The sequence below is a fragment of the Kitasatospora sp. NPDC048662 genome (assembly GCF_055587065.1).
Genome location: NZ_JBVJHA010000008.1, coordinates 148,621 through 166,806, shown reverse-complemented (window position 1 = coordinate 166,806; position 18,186 = coordinate 148,621). Strand labels below are relative to the sequence as shown.

General features: G+C 74.3%; 13 protein-coding genes. 6 read left to right on the top strand and 7 right to left on the bottom strand.

Annotated features, from left to right (window positions below; genetic code table 11):
- Nucleotides 1–76 precede the first annotated feature (76 nt).
- From ACZ6R9_RS22645 to ACZ6R9_RS22635, 3 genes are all read left to right on the top strand, one after another.
- Nucleotides 77–445 (top strand): BlaI/MecI/CopY family transcriptional regulator, encoded by a 369-nt coding sequence (locus tag ACZ6R9_RS22645; protein WP_465539917.1) that lies wholly within the window; start codon nt 77–79, stop codon nt 443–445.
- Entirely contained in the window at nt 442–1,506 is a 1,065-nt protein-coding gene (locus ACZ6R9_RS22640) for a M56 family metallopeptidase (protein ID WP_465539916.1), read from the top strand. Before ACZ6R9_RS22645 ends, ACZ6R9_RS22640 begins: the two co-directional genes overlap by 4 nt.
- Before the next feature lie 162 nt (nt 1,507–1,668).
- Nucleotides 1,669–3,081: a sigma-54-dependent transcriptional regulator family protein gene (locus tag ACZ6R9_RS22635; RefSeq protein ID WP_465539914.1), complete on the top strand. Its 1,413-nt coding sequence runs from the start codon at nt 1,669–1,671 to the stop codon at nt 3,079–3,081.
- Here ACZ6R9_RS22635 and ACZ6R9_RS22630 read toward each other — a convergent pair.
- Nucleotides 3,000–3,497, bottom strand: a complete 498-nt coding sequence (locus ACZ6R9_RS22630; protein ID WP_380485408.1) for an SsgA family sporulation/cell division regulator — start codon at nt 3,495–3,497, stop codon at nt 3,000–3,002. The genes ACZ6R9_RS22635 and ACZ6R9_RS22630 overlap by 82 nt on opposite strands.
- A gap of 286 nt (nt 3,498–3,783) precedes the next feature.
- Here ACZ6R9_RS22630 and ACZ6R9_RS22625 point away from each other — a divergent pair, with 286 nt between their 5' ends.
- The gene (locus tag ACZ6R9_RS22625) at nt 3,784–4,701 is read left to right on the top strand and encodes a hypothetical protein (protein ID WP_465539912.1); all 918 of its coding nucleotides are present in this window, start codon (nt 3,784–3,786) and stop codon (nt 4,699–4,701) included.
- Nucleotides 4,702–4,873: 172 nt separating this feature from the next.
- On the opposite strand, the gene pepN is transcribed toward ACZ6R9_RS22625, so the two are convergent.
- The gene (gene pepN / locus ACZ6R9_RS22620; RefSeq protein WP_465539910.1) at nt 4,874–7,366 is read right to left on the bottom strand and encodes an aminopeptidase N; all 2,493 of its coding nucleotides are present in this window, start codon (nt 7,364–7,366) and stop codon (nt 4,874–4,876) included.
- A 127-nt stretch (nt 7,367–7,493) separates the two neighbouring features.
- Between pepN and ACZ6R9_RS22615 the strand changes: the two genes are divergently transcribed.
- A complete protein-coding gene (locus tag ACZ6R9_RS22615; RefSeq protein WP_380485414.1) occupies nt 7,494–8,636 on the top strand; it encodes a TerD family protein in 1,143 nt (380 codons plus the stop codon).
- A 58-nt stretch (nt 8,637–8,694) separates the two neighbouring features.
- On the opposite strand, the gene ACZ6R9_RS22610 is transcribed toward ACZ6R9_RS22615, so the two are convergent.
- Both ACZ6R9_RS22610 and pruA read right to left on the bottom strand, forming a co-directional pair.
- A complete protein-coding gene (locus ACZ6R9_RS22610; protein ID WP_380485415.1) occupies nt 8,695–9,624 on the bottom strand; it encodes a proline dehydrogenase family protein in 930 nt (309 codons plus the stop codon).
- 83 nt (nt 9,625–9,707) lie between these two features.
- Nucleotides 9,708–11,336 carry an L-glutamate gamma-semialdehyde dehydrogenase gene (pruA, locus tag ACZ6R9_RS22605; RefSeq protein WP_380485417.1) on the bottom strand — a complete coding sequence of 543 codons (1,629 nt, stop codon included), beginning with the start codon at nt 11,334–11,336 and terminating at the stop codon, nt 9,708–9,710.
- A 296-nt stretch (nt 11,337–11,632) separates the two neighbouring features.
- Between pruA and ACZ6R9_RS22600 the strand changes: the two genes are divergently transcribed.
- The gene (locus ACZ6R9_RS22600) at nt 11,633–13,228 is read left to right on the top strand and encodes a PucR family transcriptional regulator (protein ID WP_380485418.1); all 1,596 of its coding nucleotides are present in this window, start codon (nt 11,633–11,635) and stop codon (nt 13,226–13,228) included.
- 103 nt (nt 13,229–13,331) lie between these two features.
- Here the strand turns inward: ACZ6R9_RS22600 and ACZ6R9_RS22595 are convergent, their stop codons facing one another.
- The 3 genes from ACZ6R9_RS22595 to ACZ6R9_RS22585 all read right to left on the bottom strand — a co-directional run bounded on the left by ACZ6R9_RS22595 (nt 13,332) and on the right by ACZ6R9_RS22585 (nt 17,814).
- Nucleotides 13,332–14,807: an alkaline phosphatase PhoX gene (locus ACZ6R9_RS22595; protein ID WP_465539907.1), complete on the bottom strand. Its 1,476-nt coding sequence runs from the start codon at nt 14,805–14,807 to the stop codon at nt 13,332–13,334.
- Nucleotides 14,808–14,951: 144 nt separating this feature from the next.
- The gene (locus tag ACZ6R9_RS22590) at nt 14,952–16,058 is read right to left on the bottom strand and encodes a hypothetical protein (protein WP_465539906.1); all 1,107 of its coding nucleotides are present in this window, start codon (nt 16,056–16,058) and stop codon (nt 14,952–14,954) included.
- 151 nt (nt 16,059–16,209) lie between these two features.
- Nucleotides 16,210–17,814 carry a hypothetical protein gene (locus ACZ6R9_RS22585; protein WP_380485424.1) on the bottom strand — a complete coding sequence of 535 codons (1,605 nt, stop codon included), beginning with the start codon at nt 17,812–17,814 and terminating at the stop codon, nt 16,210–16,212.
- Nucleotides 17,815–18,186: the final 372 nt, after the last annotated feature.

Below are 18,186 nucleotides of genomic sequence, written 5' to 3'. Positions count from 1 at the left end.
GACCACCCCCTGGCGTCTACAGTGGTGTAGACGTCGATCGACAGGACTGTAGACGAACGCCGGAGGTTCGCGCGACATGACGGACACGACCGCCCGTCGGCCGGCGGGGGAGCTCGAAGCCCAGGTGCTCGCCGTCCTCTGGGCCGCCGGCACCCCGCTCACCCCGCAGCAGGTGCAGGACGCGCTCGACGCCGACCTGGCCCGCACCACCATCGCCACCATCCTGGCCAGGCTGCACGAGAAGGGCACCGTCGCCCGCACCAAGGCGGGCCGGGCCTTCGCCTACACCCCGACCGTCCAGGACGCCGACGGCCTCGCCGCCCGCCGGATGCGCACCGAACTCGACCGCGGCCGCGACCGCTCCACCGTGCTCGCCCGCTTCGTCTCCGACCTGTCCGGCGAGGACGAACGGCTGCTCCGCGAGCTGCTCGGGGAGCAACCGTGACCTGGGCCGTCTGGATCCCGCTGCTGCTGCCGCTGCTCGCCGCCCCGCTGGCCCGCCGGCTCACCGAGCAGCTCTCCCCGCGCACCGCCGCGCTCACCCTGGCCGCCACCGCCGCCGTCCTCGGCACCGCCGCACTGGGCTCGCTCGGCCTGCTCACCGTCACCGGCCTGCTGCACCTGCCGTACGCCGCCACGCTCGCCCACTTCTCCCCCGCCGCCCACCTGCCCGACGCACTGTCCGGGACGCAGTGGGCACCCGCCGCGGCCGCCGCCGCACTCGCCCTGCTGGTGATCGGCGCACTCGCCGCCCGCACCGCCCACCACCAGCTCGCCGACCTGCGCCGCGCCCGCCGCGCCACCGGCGACACCCCCACCGGCCGGCCCGAGTGGCTGCGCCCCACCACCACCGGCGCCCGCACCGGCCGGCCCGACCGGCCGCGCCGCACCGGCCCGCGCGAGTGGCTGCGCCGCACCGGCCCGGCCGCCGCCGCGCTCACCGTGCTCGACGACGACCGCGCCGACGCCTACGCGCTGCCCGGCCGTCCGCCCCGGATCGTCGCCACCACCGGCATGCTGGCCGCGCTCAGCGCCCCCGAGCGGGCCGCGCTGCTCGCCCACGAACGCGCCCACCTGGCCGGCCGCCACCACCTGCTGCTGGCCGCCGCCGAGTACGCCGCCGCCTGCCACCCGGCGCTGCGGCCGCTGCGCGGCGCGCTCGGCTACCACCTGGAGCGCTGGGCCGACGAGTGCGCCGCCGCCGAGGTCGGCGACCGGGCGCTCACCGCCCGGGCGATCGGCCGGGCCGCGCTGGCCGCCTCCCGCGCGCCGGCCGCCCCGCGCCCGCGGCTCGCGCCCGCCGCGGCCGGCGGCCCGGTGCCCCGCCGGGTCCGCGCCCTGCTCACCCCCGGCCCCCCGCGCCACCGCCGCGCCGCCCGCACCCTGGCCGCGCTGGCGCTGGCCGGCTGCCTGGCCGCCACCGCCGTCACCATCGCGGAGGCCGGCCACGACCTCCACCGGGCCGTCGAAACCGCCCAGGGCGAGCGCCCCGCGCAAGACCACTGACGGACCGTCGGCACCGCCCGCCCCGCACCGCCGACGTCCCGGGCCGAACAGAATCGACCGGCGCGCAGCACGTCCTGACGCGCACACGACACCTTTCGCCCGGTTCGGCGTGTCCACGCCGACCGGCCTACGCTGACAGCCGACGTCGAGACGGGGGTACGCATGCAGCACGGCAGCAGGGGCGCCAGGCCACCGACCCGCGTTCACGCCACTGCCCGGGCCTACGAGCGGATCATGGCGGGCGAGCGGATCGCCCCCGGCGACCACTCGGTCCGCCCGGAGATCGAGGACTCCTGGACCAGGCTGCGCCGCCTCGGCCTGGACCCGGAGCGCCCCCGCGAGACCCACCGGCTGCCGCCCGCCGAACTGGAGGAGCTGCGCCGCGCCACCGGCCTGGCCGCGGTGCTGCCGGTGCTGCGCTCCACCCTGTTCGCGCCCGGCGACTCCACCCCGCTGGTGCTGGCGGTCTCCGACCCGAAGGCCCGGATCCTGTGGATGGACGGCGAACAGCGGCTGCGCCGCGCGGTGGACTCGATCGGCTTCGAACAGGGAGCGCTCTGGTCCGAGGAGGAGGTCGGCACCAACGCCATCGGCCTGGCCGCCCGCACCGCCCGGCCCTCCCAGGTGCACTCCGCCGAGCACTACCTGCGCAGCCACCGGGGCTGGATCTGCTGCGGCGTGCCGATCCGCGACCCGCGCACCGGCCGCCCGGCCGGCGTGATCGACCTGAGCGGCCCGGCCGCCGGCGACCACCACTACCTGCGGCAGCTCACGCTGACCGCCGCCCGCCTCGCCGAGACCGAACTGCGGGCCGCCCACCTGGAGTCGCTGCACCACCTGCGCACCGTCGCGGTACCGCTGCTGTCCCGCTTCGGCGGCCCCGCGCTGGTGGTCGACCCGGCCGGCTGGACGGCCGCCGCAGTCGGCCTCCCCGCGCCGCCCCGGCTGGCACTGCCCGCAGAGAGCTGGGAGGGCGGCGGTGTGCACTGGGTGCCGGCGCTCGGCGAGTGCGCGGTGGAGCCGCTGGCCGACGGCTGGCTGATCCGCCCGTCCGCGCCGCGGCCCGCCGACCCCACCGAGCACCCCGGCTCCGGCCTGATCGAACTCGACCTGCGCCGCACCGACCGGCCGGAGCTGCGGGTGAGCGGCAGCGCGGGCTGCTGGTCGCACACCCCGAGCCCGCGGCACACCGAGCTGCTCCTGCTGCTGGCCCTGCACCGGGACGGCCTGAGCGCCGCCGAAGTCGCCGAGGAACTGTTCGCCGACGCCGCCCGCACCGTCACCGTCCGCGCCGAACTCTCCCGCCTGCGGCGGCACTTGGGACCGCTGCTGGAGGCCCGGCCGTACCGGCTGGCGGCCTGCGTCCGGGCGGCGGTGCTCGGCCCGGACGACCCGTACGACCTGCTGCCCGGCTCGGCCGCCCCGGCGGTGCGGGCCCTGCGGGCAGACCTGGCGCACGGCGTGCTTCGGCTGCCGACCGCCCCAGGGGCCGCTCAGCCCTCGGCGATCAGCAGCGCCAACTCCTCGTCGCTGGGCAGCAGTTCGCCCTCCTGGCCGTCCGCGACGAGCCGGTAGGTGCCCTCCAGCCAGGCCCTCACCTGCGGCCTGGACGCCTCCAGCAGCGCGCTGCCGTACGGGGACTCCAGCGCCACGTGCAGGGTGTGGCCGTGGCACGGGCAGTGGGTGGGCCACAGCTTGACGTCGCCCTGGCCGGAGAGCGAGTCCAGGCCGTCGCGCAGCAGCTCGCGGGAGAACACCCAGTCCGCCTCGTCGGAACGCCCCGCGTGGAACGTCAGGCGCACCTCGTACGGCTCGGCGGCGTCGTAGCGGAAGCGCGTACGCACCTCGCCGACCTGCTCCTCCTCCAGCGCGATCCGCAGCACCAGCGTCTCCTCCAGCACCCGGGGCACGGCGGCTCCGGTCGGTTCGCCGCCCGTGGGGGTGGCGGCGAGCGGCTGGTCGGACGGGGCGGGCAGCGGATCGCGCGGCATGACGGTCTCTCCGGGACGGCTGGGGATCCGCCAAGCCTGCTCCCGCGCACCGGCGCCCGCAACGGTTGCAGGGGGTTGCACACCGTACTGTGACCGGCCAGTCCCGGCGGGCGGGCAAAAGGCCCGATTCGCACCCCGGTTCGGTCCTGGAACTGGCGGACCGTCAGGCCGCTGATACTCTCATTCCCCCTGCGCCGTTCGTCCGGGCACCCCCGGCGGCGCGGGGTAGCGGCGTGGCGTTCGGACCGGACGCCGGACGCGGACCAGACCCAGGAAGGGGAGCCCGGTGGCGCTCCGCGAGCACTCCCGGCCCGTCGCCGCCGGGCGGACCGGACGGCACGGCCGCCCCCGGCCCTTCGGCGGGCGGCTCCGGCTGCCCACCATCCGTTTCTCCGGCGCGGCGATGGCGATGTCCACGGTGGTCGGGATCAGCCTGGCCACCACCTGGCTGCTGAACGAGCAGCAGCAGATCGGCCGCCGCCCCGGGGTCACCGTCGGCGGCCCGCCGGTGCCCAGCCCGGACGCCTCCTCCCCGACCGCCGAGGCCACCCCCGTCGACCAGCCCACCGGCGAGCAGACCGCCCCGCCGCCGTCCCCGCGCGGCTCCGCGGCCTCCTCGCCCGTCCCGGGCCCGGCCCGCACCGGGGCCCGCCCGGCAGCCGCCACCGGCCCGGCCGGGCCGTCGGCCCCGGTGAACGTCCCCGAGGCCACGGCGACCCGGCCCTCGCCGTCGATCCCGGGCACGCCGTCCCCGTCGCCGAGCGACACCAACTCGCCACTGAACCCCGGCGAGCCGTCGGCCACCCCGTCGCCGGCGCCCTCTCCCGACCCCGCGCAGACCCTGAGCGGCACGGCCCGGGTGGACGCCCTGGGCCGCGCCGGCACCCGGCACGTCGTGCAGGTGCGGCTGGACGAGACGATGACGGCCCTGCAAGTCGAGTTCCGGCTCGCCCGCCCGGCCGCGCTCCCCGGCACCGTCCCCGCCACCGACCTGCCGGGCGCGGTCGCCACCATCGCCCTGGAGCGCGACACCCTGGTGTACCGCTTCACCACGCCGTCCCACCTGCCACTGGCACCCGGCGTCTACACCTTCACCGTCACCGGCGCCCTCGCCGCCCCCACCCCCACCACCCCGGAAACCTGGACGGCCTCCGCCTTCGCCCTCCCCACCACCCGCGCGGTCGCGGCCCGCGGCACCTTCTGACCGACCATCGACGAAGCCTCATCAGGGGCCCGTGGGGGTACCTCCCAGCCCGCCAGGGCTGGGGGAGAAGGGCGGGGCCGTGTCTGCGGATGATCGACAGGGCGCTGTGCGCTCCGCCGTTTCCGGCCCCCGTCCCGTCCTGTCCCCGAGCCCCTGGGCCTCGCGCCGCGGCCTACTCGAACGCCACCCGAATCGCCCGGGTGCGCCGCAAATCGTCCGCGCAGTCGGCCAGGTTGCGCCGCAACGACGGCGTCAACTCCGGGTCCGCGAGAGCGTTCTCCGCAGCAGCCACCACCTCCGCGGTGGCCTGGTCCGCCGGGAACAGCGTCCCCCCGAGCAAGCGCGCGACAATGTCGCCGCGCTGCGCGGCCTCGCCGACCCGCTCGAAGTACCGCAGCGCGTACGCGGCCTGCTCGGCCGGGTCGCCGGAGTCCCAGAAGCCGCGGGCGGTGGCCTCCAGCAGGCGGTTGGACATCGAGTCGGGCGTGAACAGCTCCTGCCAGGCCGCGGCCTTGGCCGCACTCCCGGGCCGGGCCGCACGGCACCTCGCGGCGCCGAAGTCGGCCTCGGTGCCGGGGTCGCGGGCGAGTTCGGCGGCGATCTCGTCCTCGCCGAGTTCGCCGAGCGCGGCCAGCCGGGCCAGGCCCGCCCAGCGCAGCTCGGGGCCGATCTCCAGTCCGGCGGGCACGCCGTCGCCGGCCAGCCAGCCGCGCAGTTCGGCGAGCTGCTGCTCGCCGCCGGAGCTCTCCACGGCGACCCGCAGCGCGGCCAGCCGGATGCCGTCGCCGGCGCCGCCGGTGAGCAGTGCGCGGGCGGTCCGGCTGAGAGTGGCCAGGCCCTCGGTGCGGCGCTCGCCGGTCAGCTGGCGGCCGACCACGTGGACGTGGGCGAAGGTGAGCACCGCCTCGACGACGGCGTTGGCGCTCTCGGCGGGCAGGTGGCGTTCCATCAGGCCGAGGTAGGCGGCCGGGTCGAGTTCGGCGTCCCGGACCAGGTCGCGGGCGTGCGCCCAGAGCACGGCGCGGGTGACGTCGTCCTCGACCGCGGACAGCGACTCGGTGACGAGCTGCCAGGAGTGCGCGTCCAGGCGGATCTTGGCCCAGCTGAGGTCGCCGTCGTTGGGGACGACCAGCTGGGCTCCGGCCTCGACCAGGGCGGGCACGGCGACCCGGCGGCCGGGGCCGATCTCGACGGCGGCCCGGCCGACGGGGACGACCCGGCCGTCCTCGACCCGGTAGCCGCCGACCTCGATCAGGTGCGGCCGCTCGCCCTCGTTGACCACGGTGAGCGCGGTCAGGGTGCCGTCGGCGGCGCGCTCGGTCTCGGCGCGCAGCGTGTCGACGCCGCTGGTGCGCAGCCAGCTCTCGGCCCAGCCGTGCACGTCGCGGCCGCTGGCGGTGGCCAGCGCGGCCAGGAAGTCGGGCAGTTCGGCGTTGCCGTAGAGGTGGTCGGCGAAGTAGGCGTTCAGGCCGGTGAAGAACGCCTCGTCGCCGAGCCAGGCGACCAGCTGGCGCAGCACGGAGGCGCCCTTGGCGTAGGAGATGCCGTCGAAGTTGACCATCGCCTCGGCGACCGAGCGGGTGCCGTTGCCCGCCACCGGGTGGGTGGAGGAGCGCTGGTCGGCGTCGTAGCCCCAGCCCTTGCGCTGCACCGAGAAGCCGGTCCAGGCGCCGGTGAAGCGGGTGGAATCGGCGGCGATCCGGTAGCCGAGCATCTCGGCGAACGACTCGTTCAACCACAGGTCGTCCCACCAGCGCATGGTGACCAGGTCGCCGAACCACATGTGGGCCATCTCGTGGCAGATCACCATGGCGCGGCGCTCGTGCTCGACGTCGGTGGCCGGGGAGCGGAACAGCATCTCGTCGCGGAACACCACGCAGCCGGGGTTCTCCATCGCGCCCCAGTTGAACTCGGGGACGAAGGCCTGGTGGTACTCGCCGAACGGGTAGCGCTCGTCGAAGAGTTCGTGCAGCCGGTCGAAGGAGGCGGCCGTCACCTCGAACAACTCGGGGGCCTCGCGGTCGAGTTCGGCGGCCAGCGAGCGGCGGGCGTGCAGGCCGAGCGGGATGCCGTCGTGCTCGCCGTAGACCGAGTGCAGCGGGCCGGCCACCACGGTGAACAGGTAGGTGGAGATCGGCTTGGTGGCGGCGAACTCCCAGTGCCCGCCGTCGGACTTGACCGGCGCCCCGTTGGCGACCAGGGTCCACTCCTCGGGGGCGGTGGCGGTGAGGGTGATCGAGGCCTTCAGGTCGGGCTGGTCGAAGCAGGCGAACACCTTGGCGGCCAGGTCGGGGCCGCAGGTGGCGTACAGGTAGACCGCGTCGTCGGCGGGGTCGGTGTAGCGGTGCAGGCCCTCGCCGGTGCGCGAGTAGCGCATCTCGGCCTCGATCAGCAGCTCGTTCTCGGCGCGCAGGCCGGGCAGCGCGAGCCGGTTGCCGTCCAGGGCGGCCACGTCCAGCGGCTGCCCGTTCAGGACGGCCCGGTGCAGGGCGGCCGGTTCCAGGTCGAGGAAGCTGTCGCTGCCGGGCTCGGCGCAGCCGAACCGGATCACGGTGGTGCTGCCGAACCGGTCCGGTCCGCGGGTCAGGTCGAGGTCGACGGTGTAGCCGTGGACCGCCAACAGGCGGGCACGGACAGTTGCTTCGGCTCGTTGCAGTGCTGGCATGACTGCATGCTCGCCGAGCCCGCCGGGGACCGGCAAGCGCGTTCGGCCCGGATTCGCTGGCGGCGTACCCGGGCCGGTCCGAGGAGTTGGCTAGGGTGGGTCGCGGCGGCGAGTCGAGGAGGAGCAAGTGACGACTGATCTGGTGCGGGGCGGCAACGCGCCGCTCGGCGCGGGCCGGGTCGTGGTGGAGGTCACCGCACGCAAGCAGCTGGACGTGTCCGGGCTGCTGCTGACCGAGTCCGGCAAGGTTCGTTCGGATGCCGACTTCGTCTTCTTCAACGCCCCCGCCGGCCCCGGTGTGACGCACCGGCCGGCCGCCGGCAGCACCCCCGACGCGATCACCGTGGACACCTCGGCCGTGCCCGCCGACGTCACCCGGATCGTGGTCACCGCCTCCCTCGACGACCGGCAGGCCACCTTCGCCGGCACCGAGCCCACCGCGACCGTCCGGGACGCCGACAGCGGCCGGGAGCTGTTCACCTTCACCCCGCCCCGGCTCGGCGGCGAGACCGCCCTGGTGGTGGTCGAGGTGTACCGGCGCGGCGCCGAGTGGAAGATCCGCGCCGTCGGCCAGGGCTACGCCAACGGCCTGGCCGGCATCGCCACCGACTTCGGCGTCACGGTCGAGGACGCACCCCCGGCCGCGCCCCCGATGCCCTCGCCCCCGATGCCCTCCGGCTCGCCGGCCGTCGGCAAGATCACCCTCGACAAGGGCAGGGTCAACCTGGTCAAGGGCGGCTCGGTCTCCCTGGAGAAGGGCGGCAAGCCGTTCCTCGCCTCGGTGCGGATGGGCCTCGGCTGGGAGCCCGCCCACCACGGCCGCGGCATCGACCTGGACGCCTCGGTGATCGCCTACGACGCCCAGCGCGAAAAGGTCGACACCGCCTGGTTCATGAAGCTCTCGGTCTTCAACGGCGCGATCGCCCACTCCGGCGACAACCTCACCGGCAAGGGCGGCGGTGACGACGAATCCATCACCGTCCACCTCGGCGGCCTGCCTCCCGAGGTCTGCGGCCTGGTCTTCGTCGTCAACTCCTTCTCCGGCCAGAAGTTCACCGACATCAAGAACGCCTACTGCCGCCTCACCGACGCCACCACCGGCGAGGAACTCGTCCGCTTCGACCTCACCCACGCCGAACCCCGCACCGGCGTCGCCATGTGCAAACTCGTCCGCCAGTTCTCCGGCGAATGGGTCATGACCGCCCTCGGCGAATACGTCGACGCCAAGACCGCCCGCTCCATGGTCAAGCCGGCCGCCGCGATGCTCTGACAAGCCGACGGGGCCCGCGGCGTCAAGCCACCGGCCCCGTACGGGAGTTGAGCTGCCGTCAGCCGCGGGTGGCCATCGCCCGCAGGAAGAACGTCAGGTTCGCGGGGCGCTCCGCGAGGCGGCGCATGAAGTAGCCGTACCACTCCTGGCCATACGGCAGGTACACCCGCATGGTGTTGCCGGCCTCGGCCAGGCGCAGCTGCTCCTCGGGGCGGATGCCGAACAGCATCTGGTACTCGAAGGAGGTGACGTCGCGGCGGTTCCACTCGGCCAGCTGGCCCGCGATCTTGATCATGTTGGGGTCGTGCGAGGCCACCATCGGGTAGCCCTGACCGGCCATCAGGACCTTCAGCGCGCGGACGTACGCCAGGTCGACCTCGTGCTTGCCCTGGAAGGCAACCGACTCGGGCTCCTTGTAGGCGCCCTTGCAGATGCGCACCCGGGAGCCCTCGTGGGAGAGGTCGCGGCAGTCGGCCTCGGTGCGCCGCAGGTAGGCCTGCAGGACGACGCCGAGCCACGGGAAGTCGGCGCGCAGTTCGCGGGCGATGCCGAGGGTGGAGTCGGTGGTGGTGTGGTCCTCCATGTCGAGGGTCACCGTGGTGCCGGCGTCCGCGGCGGCCTGGCAGATCCGGCGGGCGTTCTCCAGCGCGATCTTCTCGCCGTCCACCGGCAGGAACTGGCCGACCGCGGAGAGCTTGACGGAGACCTCGGCGTCAGCGGCGAGGCCGGTCTCCTTGAGGGCGGTCAGCAGGTGCTCGTACGCCAGGGCGGTGGCGGCGGCCTGGTCGGCGTCCTTGGTGTCCTCGCCGAGGTGGTCGAGGGTGACCTTGCGGCCGCTGTTGACCAGCGTCTCGGTCGCGTCCACGCCCTGGTCGAGGCGGTCGCCGGCGACGAAGCGCTCGACTATCGCGTGGGTGGGCGGGAACTTCTCGACCATGGTGCGCACCTGCGGGGAGCGCGAGGCGGCGAGGAGGGCGGAACGGAGCATCGTGGACTCCCGGATCAAGGTTCAGCTGGTGGCGAGAGGTGCGGGGCGGCCGGGGTGGCGGCCGCCCCGCGAGCGGCGGACGGTCAGCCCATGTGCGGGTAGCGGTAGTCCGTCGGCGGGACGAACGTCTCCTTGATGGACCGGGTGGACGTCCAGCGCATCAGGTTCTGCTTGGCGCCGGCCTTGTCGTTGGTGCCGGAGGCCCGGCCGCCGCCGAAGGGCTGCTGGCCGACGACGGCGCCGGTCGGCTTGTCGTTGATGTAGAAGTTGCCGGCGGCGTTGCGCAGCACGTGCATGGCGTGCTGCACGGCCTCGCGGTCCTGGGCGATGATCGAGCCGGTCAGGCCGTACGCCGACACCGACTCCATCTGCGCGAGCATCTCCTCGTACGTGTCGTCCTCGTAGACGTGAACGGCGAGGATCGGGCCGAAGTACTCGTCCTTGAAGTACTCGGCGGACGGGTCCTCGCAGACCAGCACGGTCGGGCGGACGAAGTAGCCGACCGAGTCGTCGTAGGTACCGCCGGCCAGGACCTCGACCTTCGGGTCGGCCTGGGCGCGGTCGATCGCGGCCTTGTTCTTGGCGAACGAGCGCTCGTCGATGACGGCGCCCATGAAGTTCGCCAGGTCGGTGACGTCACCCATGGTGAGCCACTCGACCTCGTCGCGGAACTCGTCCTTCAGCTCGGCCCAGATCGAGGCCGGGACGTACGCGCGGGACAGCGCCGAGCACTTCTGGCCCTGGAACTCGAAGGCGCCGCGGGTCATCGCGGTCTTCAGGATCGCCTTGTCGGCGGACGGGTGGGCGACCAGGAAGTCCTTGCCGCCGGTCTCGCCGACGATCCGCGGGTAGGTGCGGTAGCCGGAGATGTTCTCGCCGACCGAACGCCACAGGTGCTGGAAGGTGGCGGTGGAGCCGGTGAAGTGGATGCCGGCCAGCGCGGGGTGCTTCAGCGCGACCTCGGAGACGGCCAGGCCGTCGCCGGTGACCATGTTGATGACGCCCTTGGGCAGGCCCGCGGCCTCCAGCAGGCGCATCAGGTAGTGCGCGGCGAACTGCTGCGTCGGGGACGGCTTCCAGATCACCACGTTGCCCATCAGCGCGGGCGCGGTCGGCAGGTTGCCGGCGATCGCGGTGAAGTTGAACGGGGTGATCGCGTAGACGAAGCCCTCCAGCGGGCGGTGGTCGGTGCGGTTCCACACGCCGTCCGAGGAGATCGGCTGCTCGGCCAGGATCTGCCGGGCGAAGTGCACGTTGAAGCGCAGGAAGTCGACCAGCTCGCAGGGGGTGTCGATCTCCGCCTGCTGGGCGGTCTTCGACTGGCCGAGCATGGTGGCGGCGGCCAGGGTCTCGCGCCACGGGCCGGCCAGCAGGTCGGCGGCCCGCAGGAAGATCGCGGCGCGGGAGTCGAAGGAGAGCGCCTGCCAGGCCGGGGCGGCGGCCAGCGCGGTGTCGATGGCCTCGCGCGCGTCGTCCTGGGTGGCGTTGCGCAGCGTGCCGAGCCGGGCCGCGTGGTTGTGCGGCTGCACCACGTGGATCTCGGAGCCGCCGCCGAGGCGCTGCTCGCCGTTGATCGTCATGGTGAGCTGGATCGGCCCCTGGCCGCCCAGCTCCTTCAGCTTCGCCTCCAGGCGGGCCCGCTCGGGGCTGCCGGGGGCGTAGCTGTGGACCGGCTCGTTGACCGGCGCGGGGACCTGGGTCACAGCATCCATGGCGCACGCTCTCCTTCTCGTCATGGGACGCCGACGGGAGGTGACACGCCGGCCATGCCACGAACGCTATTCCCCGTTCCCGCCACGAACTGTTGGCCGCGCCGCCAAAGTCCCCCGCTCGCCGTTGTCCGCCCGGACGAACACCGTCACATCCCGGTCACGGCCGCCGAATTCTGTCCGGCTCACTAAACTCGGCCCCGGGATGTTGTCCGCCCCGACGAAGACCCGACAGGGCCCCGACGAAAACCCGCCGGGGACCCGAAGAGAACCCGACGAAACCCGACGAGGACCCGCACATGAACGGCCTGCCGCTGCGCCAGCTGTTGATGTCGCTCGGCGAACCCCTGGTCGAACTCCAGGCCGCGCCGGCCGGCCTGGACGTCCCGGTCCGCGACGTCGCCATCCTCGACCCGGAGGACCCGCCGACCGCCGCCCCGGGCGAACTCGTCCTGGCCATCGGCGCCCGCGGCCGCGCCGCCCTCCCCGCCCTGCGTGCCGCCGGCCGCGCCCGGGCCGCCGCCGTCGCCGTCAAACTCGACGGGCCCGGCCAGGCCGACGCCCTTCGCGAGGCCGCCACCGAAGCCGGCGTCGCCCTGCTGTCGGTCCGCCGCGAAACCCGCTGGGAACACCTCGACTCGCTCGCCCGCACCCTGCTCACCGGACCCGACAGCGGCGCGCCGGGCGAGGCCGACACCGGCGACCTGTTCACCCTCGCCCAGACCGTGGCCGTCCTCACCGGCGGCATCGTCTCCATCGAGGACACCTCCAGCCGGGTCCTCGCCTACTCCCGCACCTCCGACTCCGACGAGGTCGACGACCTGCGCCGGCTGTCCATCCTCGGCCGCCAGGGGCCCGAGCCGTATCTCGCCAAGCTCCGCGAATGGGGCGTCTTCTCCCACCTGCGCGGCTCCGACGGCGCGATCGAGATCGCCGCCCACCCCGAACTCGGCATCCGCCGCCGCCTCGCCATCGCGATCCGCTCCGGCGCCCAACCGCTCGGCACCATCTGGGTCCAGGAGAGCACCCGCCCGCTCGCCCCGACCGCCGACCGCGCCCTGGTCGGCGCCGCCCGCGTCGCCGCCGGCCAACTGATGCGCCGCCGACGCGAGTTGTCCGCCGACGCCCGGCTCACCCAGACCCTGCTCACCGGCCTGCTCGAAGGCTCCACCGGCCCCCAGTCGCTCGCCACCCACCTCGGCCTCGACCTGCGCCGCCCGGCCACCGTCCTCGCCTACGCCCCGGCCGCCACCACCGAACGCGACGTCGAACTCTCCCGCGACGAAGTCACCGGCCTGATCTCCGTCCACACCGCCGCCCGCCACCGCGGCGCCCTGCTCGCCCCCGTCGACTCCCGCATCTACGTCCTGCTGCCCGAACTCCCGCCCGCCCTGCCGCAGTCCACCCTCCGCGACTGGGCGCAGGAAACCGTCGACGCCGCCCGCACCCACCTCGCCATCCCGCTGCGCGCCGCCATCGGCCCCACCGTCCCCGGCCTCGCCGACGTCCCCGCCTCCCGCGCCCAGGCCGACCGCATCCTCGACGCCATGGGTCGCGGCGGCGTCGTCCCCGATGTCGCCGCCCTGCACGACGTCCAGGCCGAGGTCCTGGTCTCCGAAGTCCTCGCCCTCCTCCAGGACCGCCCCGAACTCCGCGACCCCCGCCTCACCGCCCTCACCGCCTACGACGCCCGCCACCACACCCGCCTCGCCGAGTCCGTCCTCGCCTACCTCGACGCCCTCGGCGAAGTCCGCACCGCGGCGGACGCCCTCCACATCCACCCCAACACCCTCAGATACCGAGTCCGCCGCGCCGAACAGTTGACGGGCCTGGACCTGGCCCAACCCCAACAACGCCTCCTGGCCATGCTCCAGTTGAGGCTCACCGACAACTAGTTCCCGCTCGAACTCGGCGCCCGTCAGGCGCGAGCGACCCCACAAACGGCAGGATCCGCCCGCAGGAGAGCAACACCCTCCCCGGGCGGACCCACCAGTCACGTCACATGCGGTGCCACGGCCCAGTGATCGCCAGCATGATCCCCGGCTCCTGGATGTTCGCGAACAGCGTCCGCCCGTCCCGCGAGAACGTCACGCCCGTGAACTCGCTGAACTCCGGCTTCTCCGCCGTCCCGATGTTCAGCTCGTTCCGCGCCAGCGCGTACGTCCGCCCGTCCGTCGTCGCCCCGAACAGGTGCTGCAGCCCGTTGCCGTCCTCCGCGATGATCAACCCGCCGTGCGGCGACACCGTGATGTTGTCGGGACCGTCGAAGTTCCCCTGGTCGGTCCACACCTCCGCGTTGACCCCGAGGATCACCTTCAGCGTCAGCGTCCGCCGGGCCGGGTGGTAGAACCACACCTGCCCGTCGTGCTGCAGCGGCGACTCCTCACGGGCGAACGACGACACGAAGTAGATGCCGCCGTCCCCCCACCACATGCCTTCGAGCTTGCGGGCCCGGGTGACCTCCCCGTCCTTGAACTGCTTGCGGATCGAGGTGGTGCGGGCGTCCCGGTCCGCGACCTTGACCCAGTCCGCGCCGTACGTGGTGCCGGGCTTGGTGGCCCGGGACAGGTCGTCGACCAGCCTGCCCTGGGCGTCGAACGCCTTCAGCGCCTCCAGCACACCCGCGTCTGCGGCCAGCGTGCGCAGCTTGCCCTTGCCGTGCCGGAAGCCGGCCGGCGGGGTCCAGCGGTAGAAGAGGCCGTTGGGCTTGGCCGCGTCCTCGGTCAGGTAGGCGTGGCCGCGCTTCTCGTCGATGACGACGGCCTCGTGCGCGAACCGGCCGAAGGCCTTGATCGGCTGCGGGTTCCGGTTGGCGTCCTGGTCGTGCGGGTCCACCTCGAAGACGTAGCCGTGGTCCTTGGTGAAGCCGTTGGTGCCGGCCTTGTCCTCGGTCTCCTCGCAGGTCAGCCAGGTGCCCCAGGGGGTGGCTCCACCGGCGCAGTTGGTGGCGGTGCCGGCGATGCCGACCCACTCCCGCACCCGCCGCCGGCCGTGGCCGTTCCCCTGGCCGCTCCCGTGCCCGTGCCCCGACACCTCGACGACCGTGCAGCCACCGGCCGCCGCCGGGTCGTACACGTGGCCGTCCAGCAGCGGCACGGGGTGCGGCCACTTGGCGCGCGGGCCGGCCAGTTCGTGGTTGTTGACCAGCAGGGTCGCCCCGTGGCGGCCCTCGAACGCGGCGGTGCCGTCGTGGTTGCTGGGGGTGCTCTCGCCGGTCACCAGGGTGGTGACGCCGGTCCGGGTGATGATCTCGTACGAGAAGCCCTTCGGCAGCGCCAGGATGCCCTGCGGGTCGGACACCAGCGCGCCGTAGCCGACCGCGCCGTGCCCGCCCCCGGCGAGGGCGGCCTCGCCGCCGGAGGGGGCGGCGATCGCCCCGGGCGCGGTGGCGAGCACCTCGGCGCTGCCGGCGATCAGGACACCCGCGCCGAGCACGGTCGAACGGTTCACGAAGTCCCGGCGGGACAGCGACATGACGGTCACTCCTGAGGGGGAGGGGACGGATCGGTGACCGTCAGAGTCCGGCCCGGGCGTGAACCGGACGTGAACCCGATGCTGCGTCAAAGCACCGATCCACCAACCGTTTTACCAACCGAGAACAACCCGATGACCGGGCCTTTACCACCGGTTCCGGTGCTGCGTACGCTCGATCCGCCACTGCTCCCAGGCGGTCAGCCAGGCGTCCTCCGTGCCGGACGGCAGCTCGGGCGTGCCTCCCACCCACAGCCGTTCCCAGGCGCGCTGCGCGGGCAGGCTCGGCACCTCGCTGGCGAACACGGTGTACCGCACCACCTCCTCGACGGCCGCGCCGCCCTCCGGGGTGCCGCTCAGCCAGTCCACGTGGTGGGCGAGCCGGCCGAGGTGGTTGACCATCGAGGTGACGGCGCGGTCGGCCTCCTCCTCGGTCTCCGAGGCGAGCCACCTCTGCTGGTGCACCACGGTCTCCCAGCGGGCCTTGCGGTCCTCGCCGCGCAGGTGCCGGGGCAGCCGGGCGGAGCGGCCGGCCCGCAGCTGGGCGAGCAGCACGGTGGCCCGGGCGATGGCGTGCTCGGCCAGTTCGCGGTGGGCGCTCAGCCCGAGTTCGCCGGGGGTCGGCTCGGGTGCCGGCTCGGTCGGGGCGGGCCGGCGGGCGGCCAGCGTCCGCAGCAGCGCGGTGCGGCCGATGATGTACTGCTCGAAGTCGGCGATCCCGCGCAGTTCGATCGCGCCGGGCGGCACGCCGCGTCCGGTGACGGTGACGGTGGTGCCGTCCATCCACAGCCGGCCGGCCCAGACGGTGCCGGCGCCGGGGCGGCGGTCCTCGTGGATCTGCAGGGCGCGCGGGTCGCCGTCCACGGTGATCCACTCGCGCAGCGCCCGCACGCCGCCGGGGGTGTCGCCCTCGTCGATGCCGAGTTGCTCGTACACCCGGTCGCGCTCGTCCTCGACCACGTCCTCCAGGTCGGGCAGCGGTTCGGTGAGTTCCGCGCCGGGCCGGTAGGTGCGGACGGTCACGTACGGGCCGTCGGCACGGTTCCAGTCGCCGGAGCGGACCTCCACCCAGCCGAGTTCGCCGTTGTCGACCTGGTACTCGGCGAGGACGTCCCGCCCGGGCAGGCCGCCCGCGCGGTGCTCCCAGCCGAACACCGGGAACCCGGCCCCGGCCAGCAGCCGCCGGCTGTACGCCTCCTGGTCCGCGTAGACCTCCTCGATCTCCCACGGCCCGCTCGCGTGCTGCCTCTTCATCTCTCGCCGCACCCCCGGCACTCGCCACACCGTTCCCCGCCGGGCGGGCCCGGCACGGCCCCACCATACGGCCCGGGGAACCTGTCGATCCATCAGCTCAACGGCGGTCTTCCGACAGGAGGACGCGGCGGGAACACGCCCGGGTTGCCGGTCAGCGCTGCGCTCGCAGCGAACGGGCCTTGATCGCGGCCCGCCGCGCCTCCTTGGCGACCTTGCGGTCCAGGTGGAGCGCGCCGACGACCTCCAGCACCTCGACCGTCAACGGGTGCGGCACCCGCCACACCTCGCCGAAGTAGCTGGCCGGGTTGTCGGTGACCGGCAGGTCGGCGACCAGCGCCTGCAGGCGGCCGCCCTCGCCGGCGGTGAGCAGCAGCACGGCGGCCACCGAGTCGACCACCCGCCACAGCGCGGCGGGGCGTTCGGCGGCCTCGACGTCCACGCCGCGGGCGCGCAGCCACTCGCGGGCCAGGCCGCCGAGCTCGGGGTCGTCGACGACCTCCCGAACGGCGGGAACGGCGTCCTCGCCGAGCTCGCCGAGCGCGATCCCGCAGTAGTAGCGGCGCACCGGCGACTGCACGTCGCGGCCCCGGCCGCCGGCCAGCAGCGCGCGGGCGGCCTCGACGGGGTTCTCCCGGGCGGCCAGCCAGGCCTTGAGCTCGGGCTCGGCAAAGGTGGCGCCGTTCTCGGCGAGGGCGCGCAGCAGGGCGGGGCCGTCGAGCTCGGCGAGGTCGCCGATCAGCGGGGCCTCGAAGCCGTCGGCGATCAGCCACTCGCGCACCGCGTACTGGCCGAGCGGGGTGAGCCGGACGGTGCCGAAGCGGGCGGCGTCCTCGTCGGTCAGCGGCTGCTCGGGCTCGGTGGCCGCGGCGGCGGCGTCCTGTTCTTCCTCCTCCTCGAACAGTTCGGGGTCGATCGGGGTGTGCTCGACCAGGCCGAGTTCGGCGAGGTCGCCGAGCATCGGGTCGAGGATGACCATCAGGTCGGTGATCTCGCCGAGCATCTCCTCGTCGGGTTCCTCGCCCTCGGGAACGACCAGAAGCGCGGCCAGCACACCCAGCGGGACGGTGGTGTCCGCGCCGGGCTCGGCGAACGCGGTGGACTCGTACAGCACGTGCAGCGCCTCGTCGAGGATCTCGGCGGCCTGGTCCCGGGCGTCCTCCACCTCGGCCAGGGCCGCCGTGTCCTCGGAGGCGGCGCTCTTGTCGCCCTCGACCACCTCCGGGTCCACCGACTCGGCCTCGGCGGCGAGTTCGCGGACCAGCTCGGCGGCCTCGAACCACAGGCCGAGCACGGCCGCCGGCTCGCCGGCCTCGACGGCGGGCAGGTCGGGGCCGGGGACGGCGATGTGGGTGCCGCCCTCGGTGGTGCCGGTCTCCACCACGCCGAGGTCGCAGGCCAGCGCCCAGGCGCGCATCGCCTCGACCACGTCCTCCTCGTCCGGGTCCTCGAAGCCGAGCATCCGGGCCGCCCGGATCCGGTCCTCGGGGCCGAGGTCGCCGTGCTCGTCGACGTCCCGGTGCGGGTCGACCCAGCGGGCCAGCGCGACCACCCGGGCGATCAGCGGGACGGCGAGCGCCGCGTCGGCGAGTTCACGGTCCTCGGGCAGCACGATCGGCGGGATCAGCACCGCGGTGTCGTCGGGGTCCTCGTCGCCGCTCTGCGAGCCGTACAGGTCCGCGAGGTCGTAGTCGGCGGGCAGCAGGGCCTCGACGTCGGACGGCTGCTGCTCAGGGGTCTTACGGCTTCGTCCGGCCATCGCGCGCGAACTCCCGCTGCTCGTCGGAGGGTACCGCCGCCCGGTGGGCGGTCCGACAAAGGGGCGGACGCCGGGGCATCGGCGGCGCGGGCCGGTGTGTCGGCCCGTCAACCCAGCGTATCGGCCGCGATCACCGGACGCATGAGCCGCCCGGGGGTCCGCCCGAACGAGTGGGGTGGTAGGGCCGAACGAGTGCCCGGTGCACGTATCCTTCGGTGGGCGTCGCGCACACCCCCGCGCGTGCGCCCCCGGAGCGACGAGGCTCCGAACCCCCAGAACCACGTGCACACCCGCACCGACCGGGCCACTGGACCATGCCACCACTCCCCGGCCTGGCCGTGCCCGGCGGCGCCCGGCCACAGGAGACCCCTG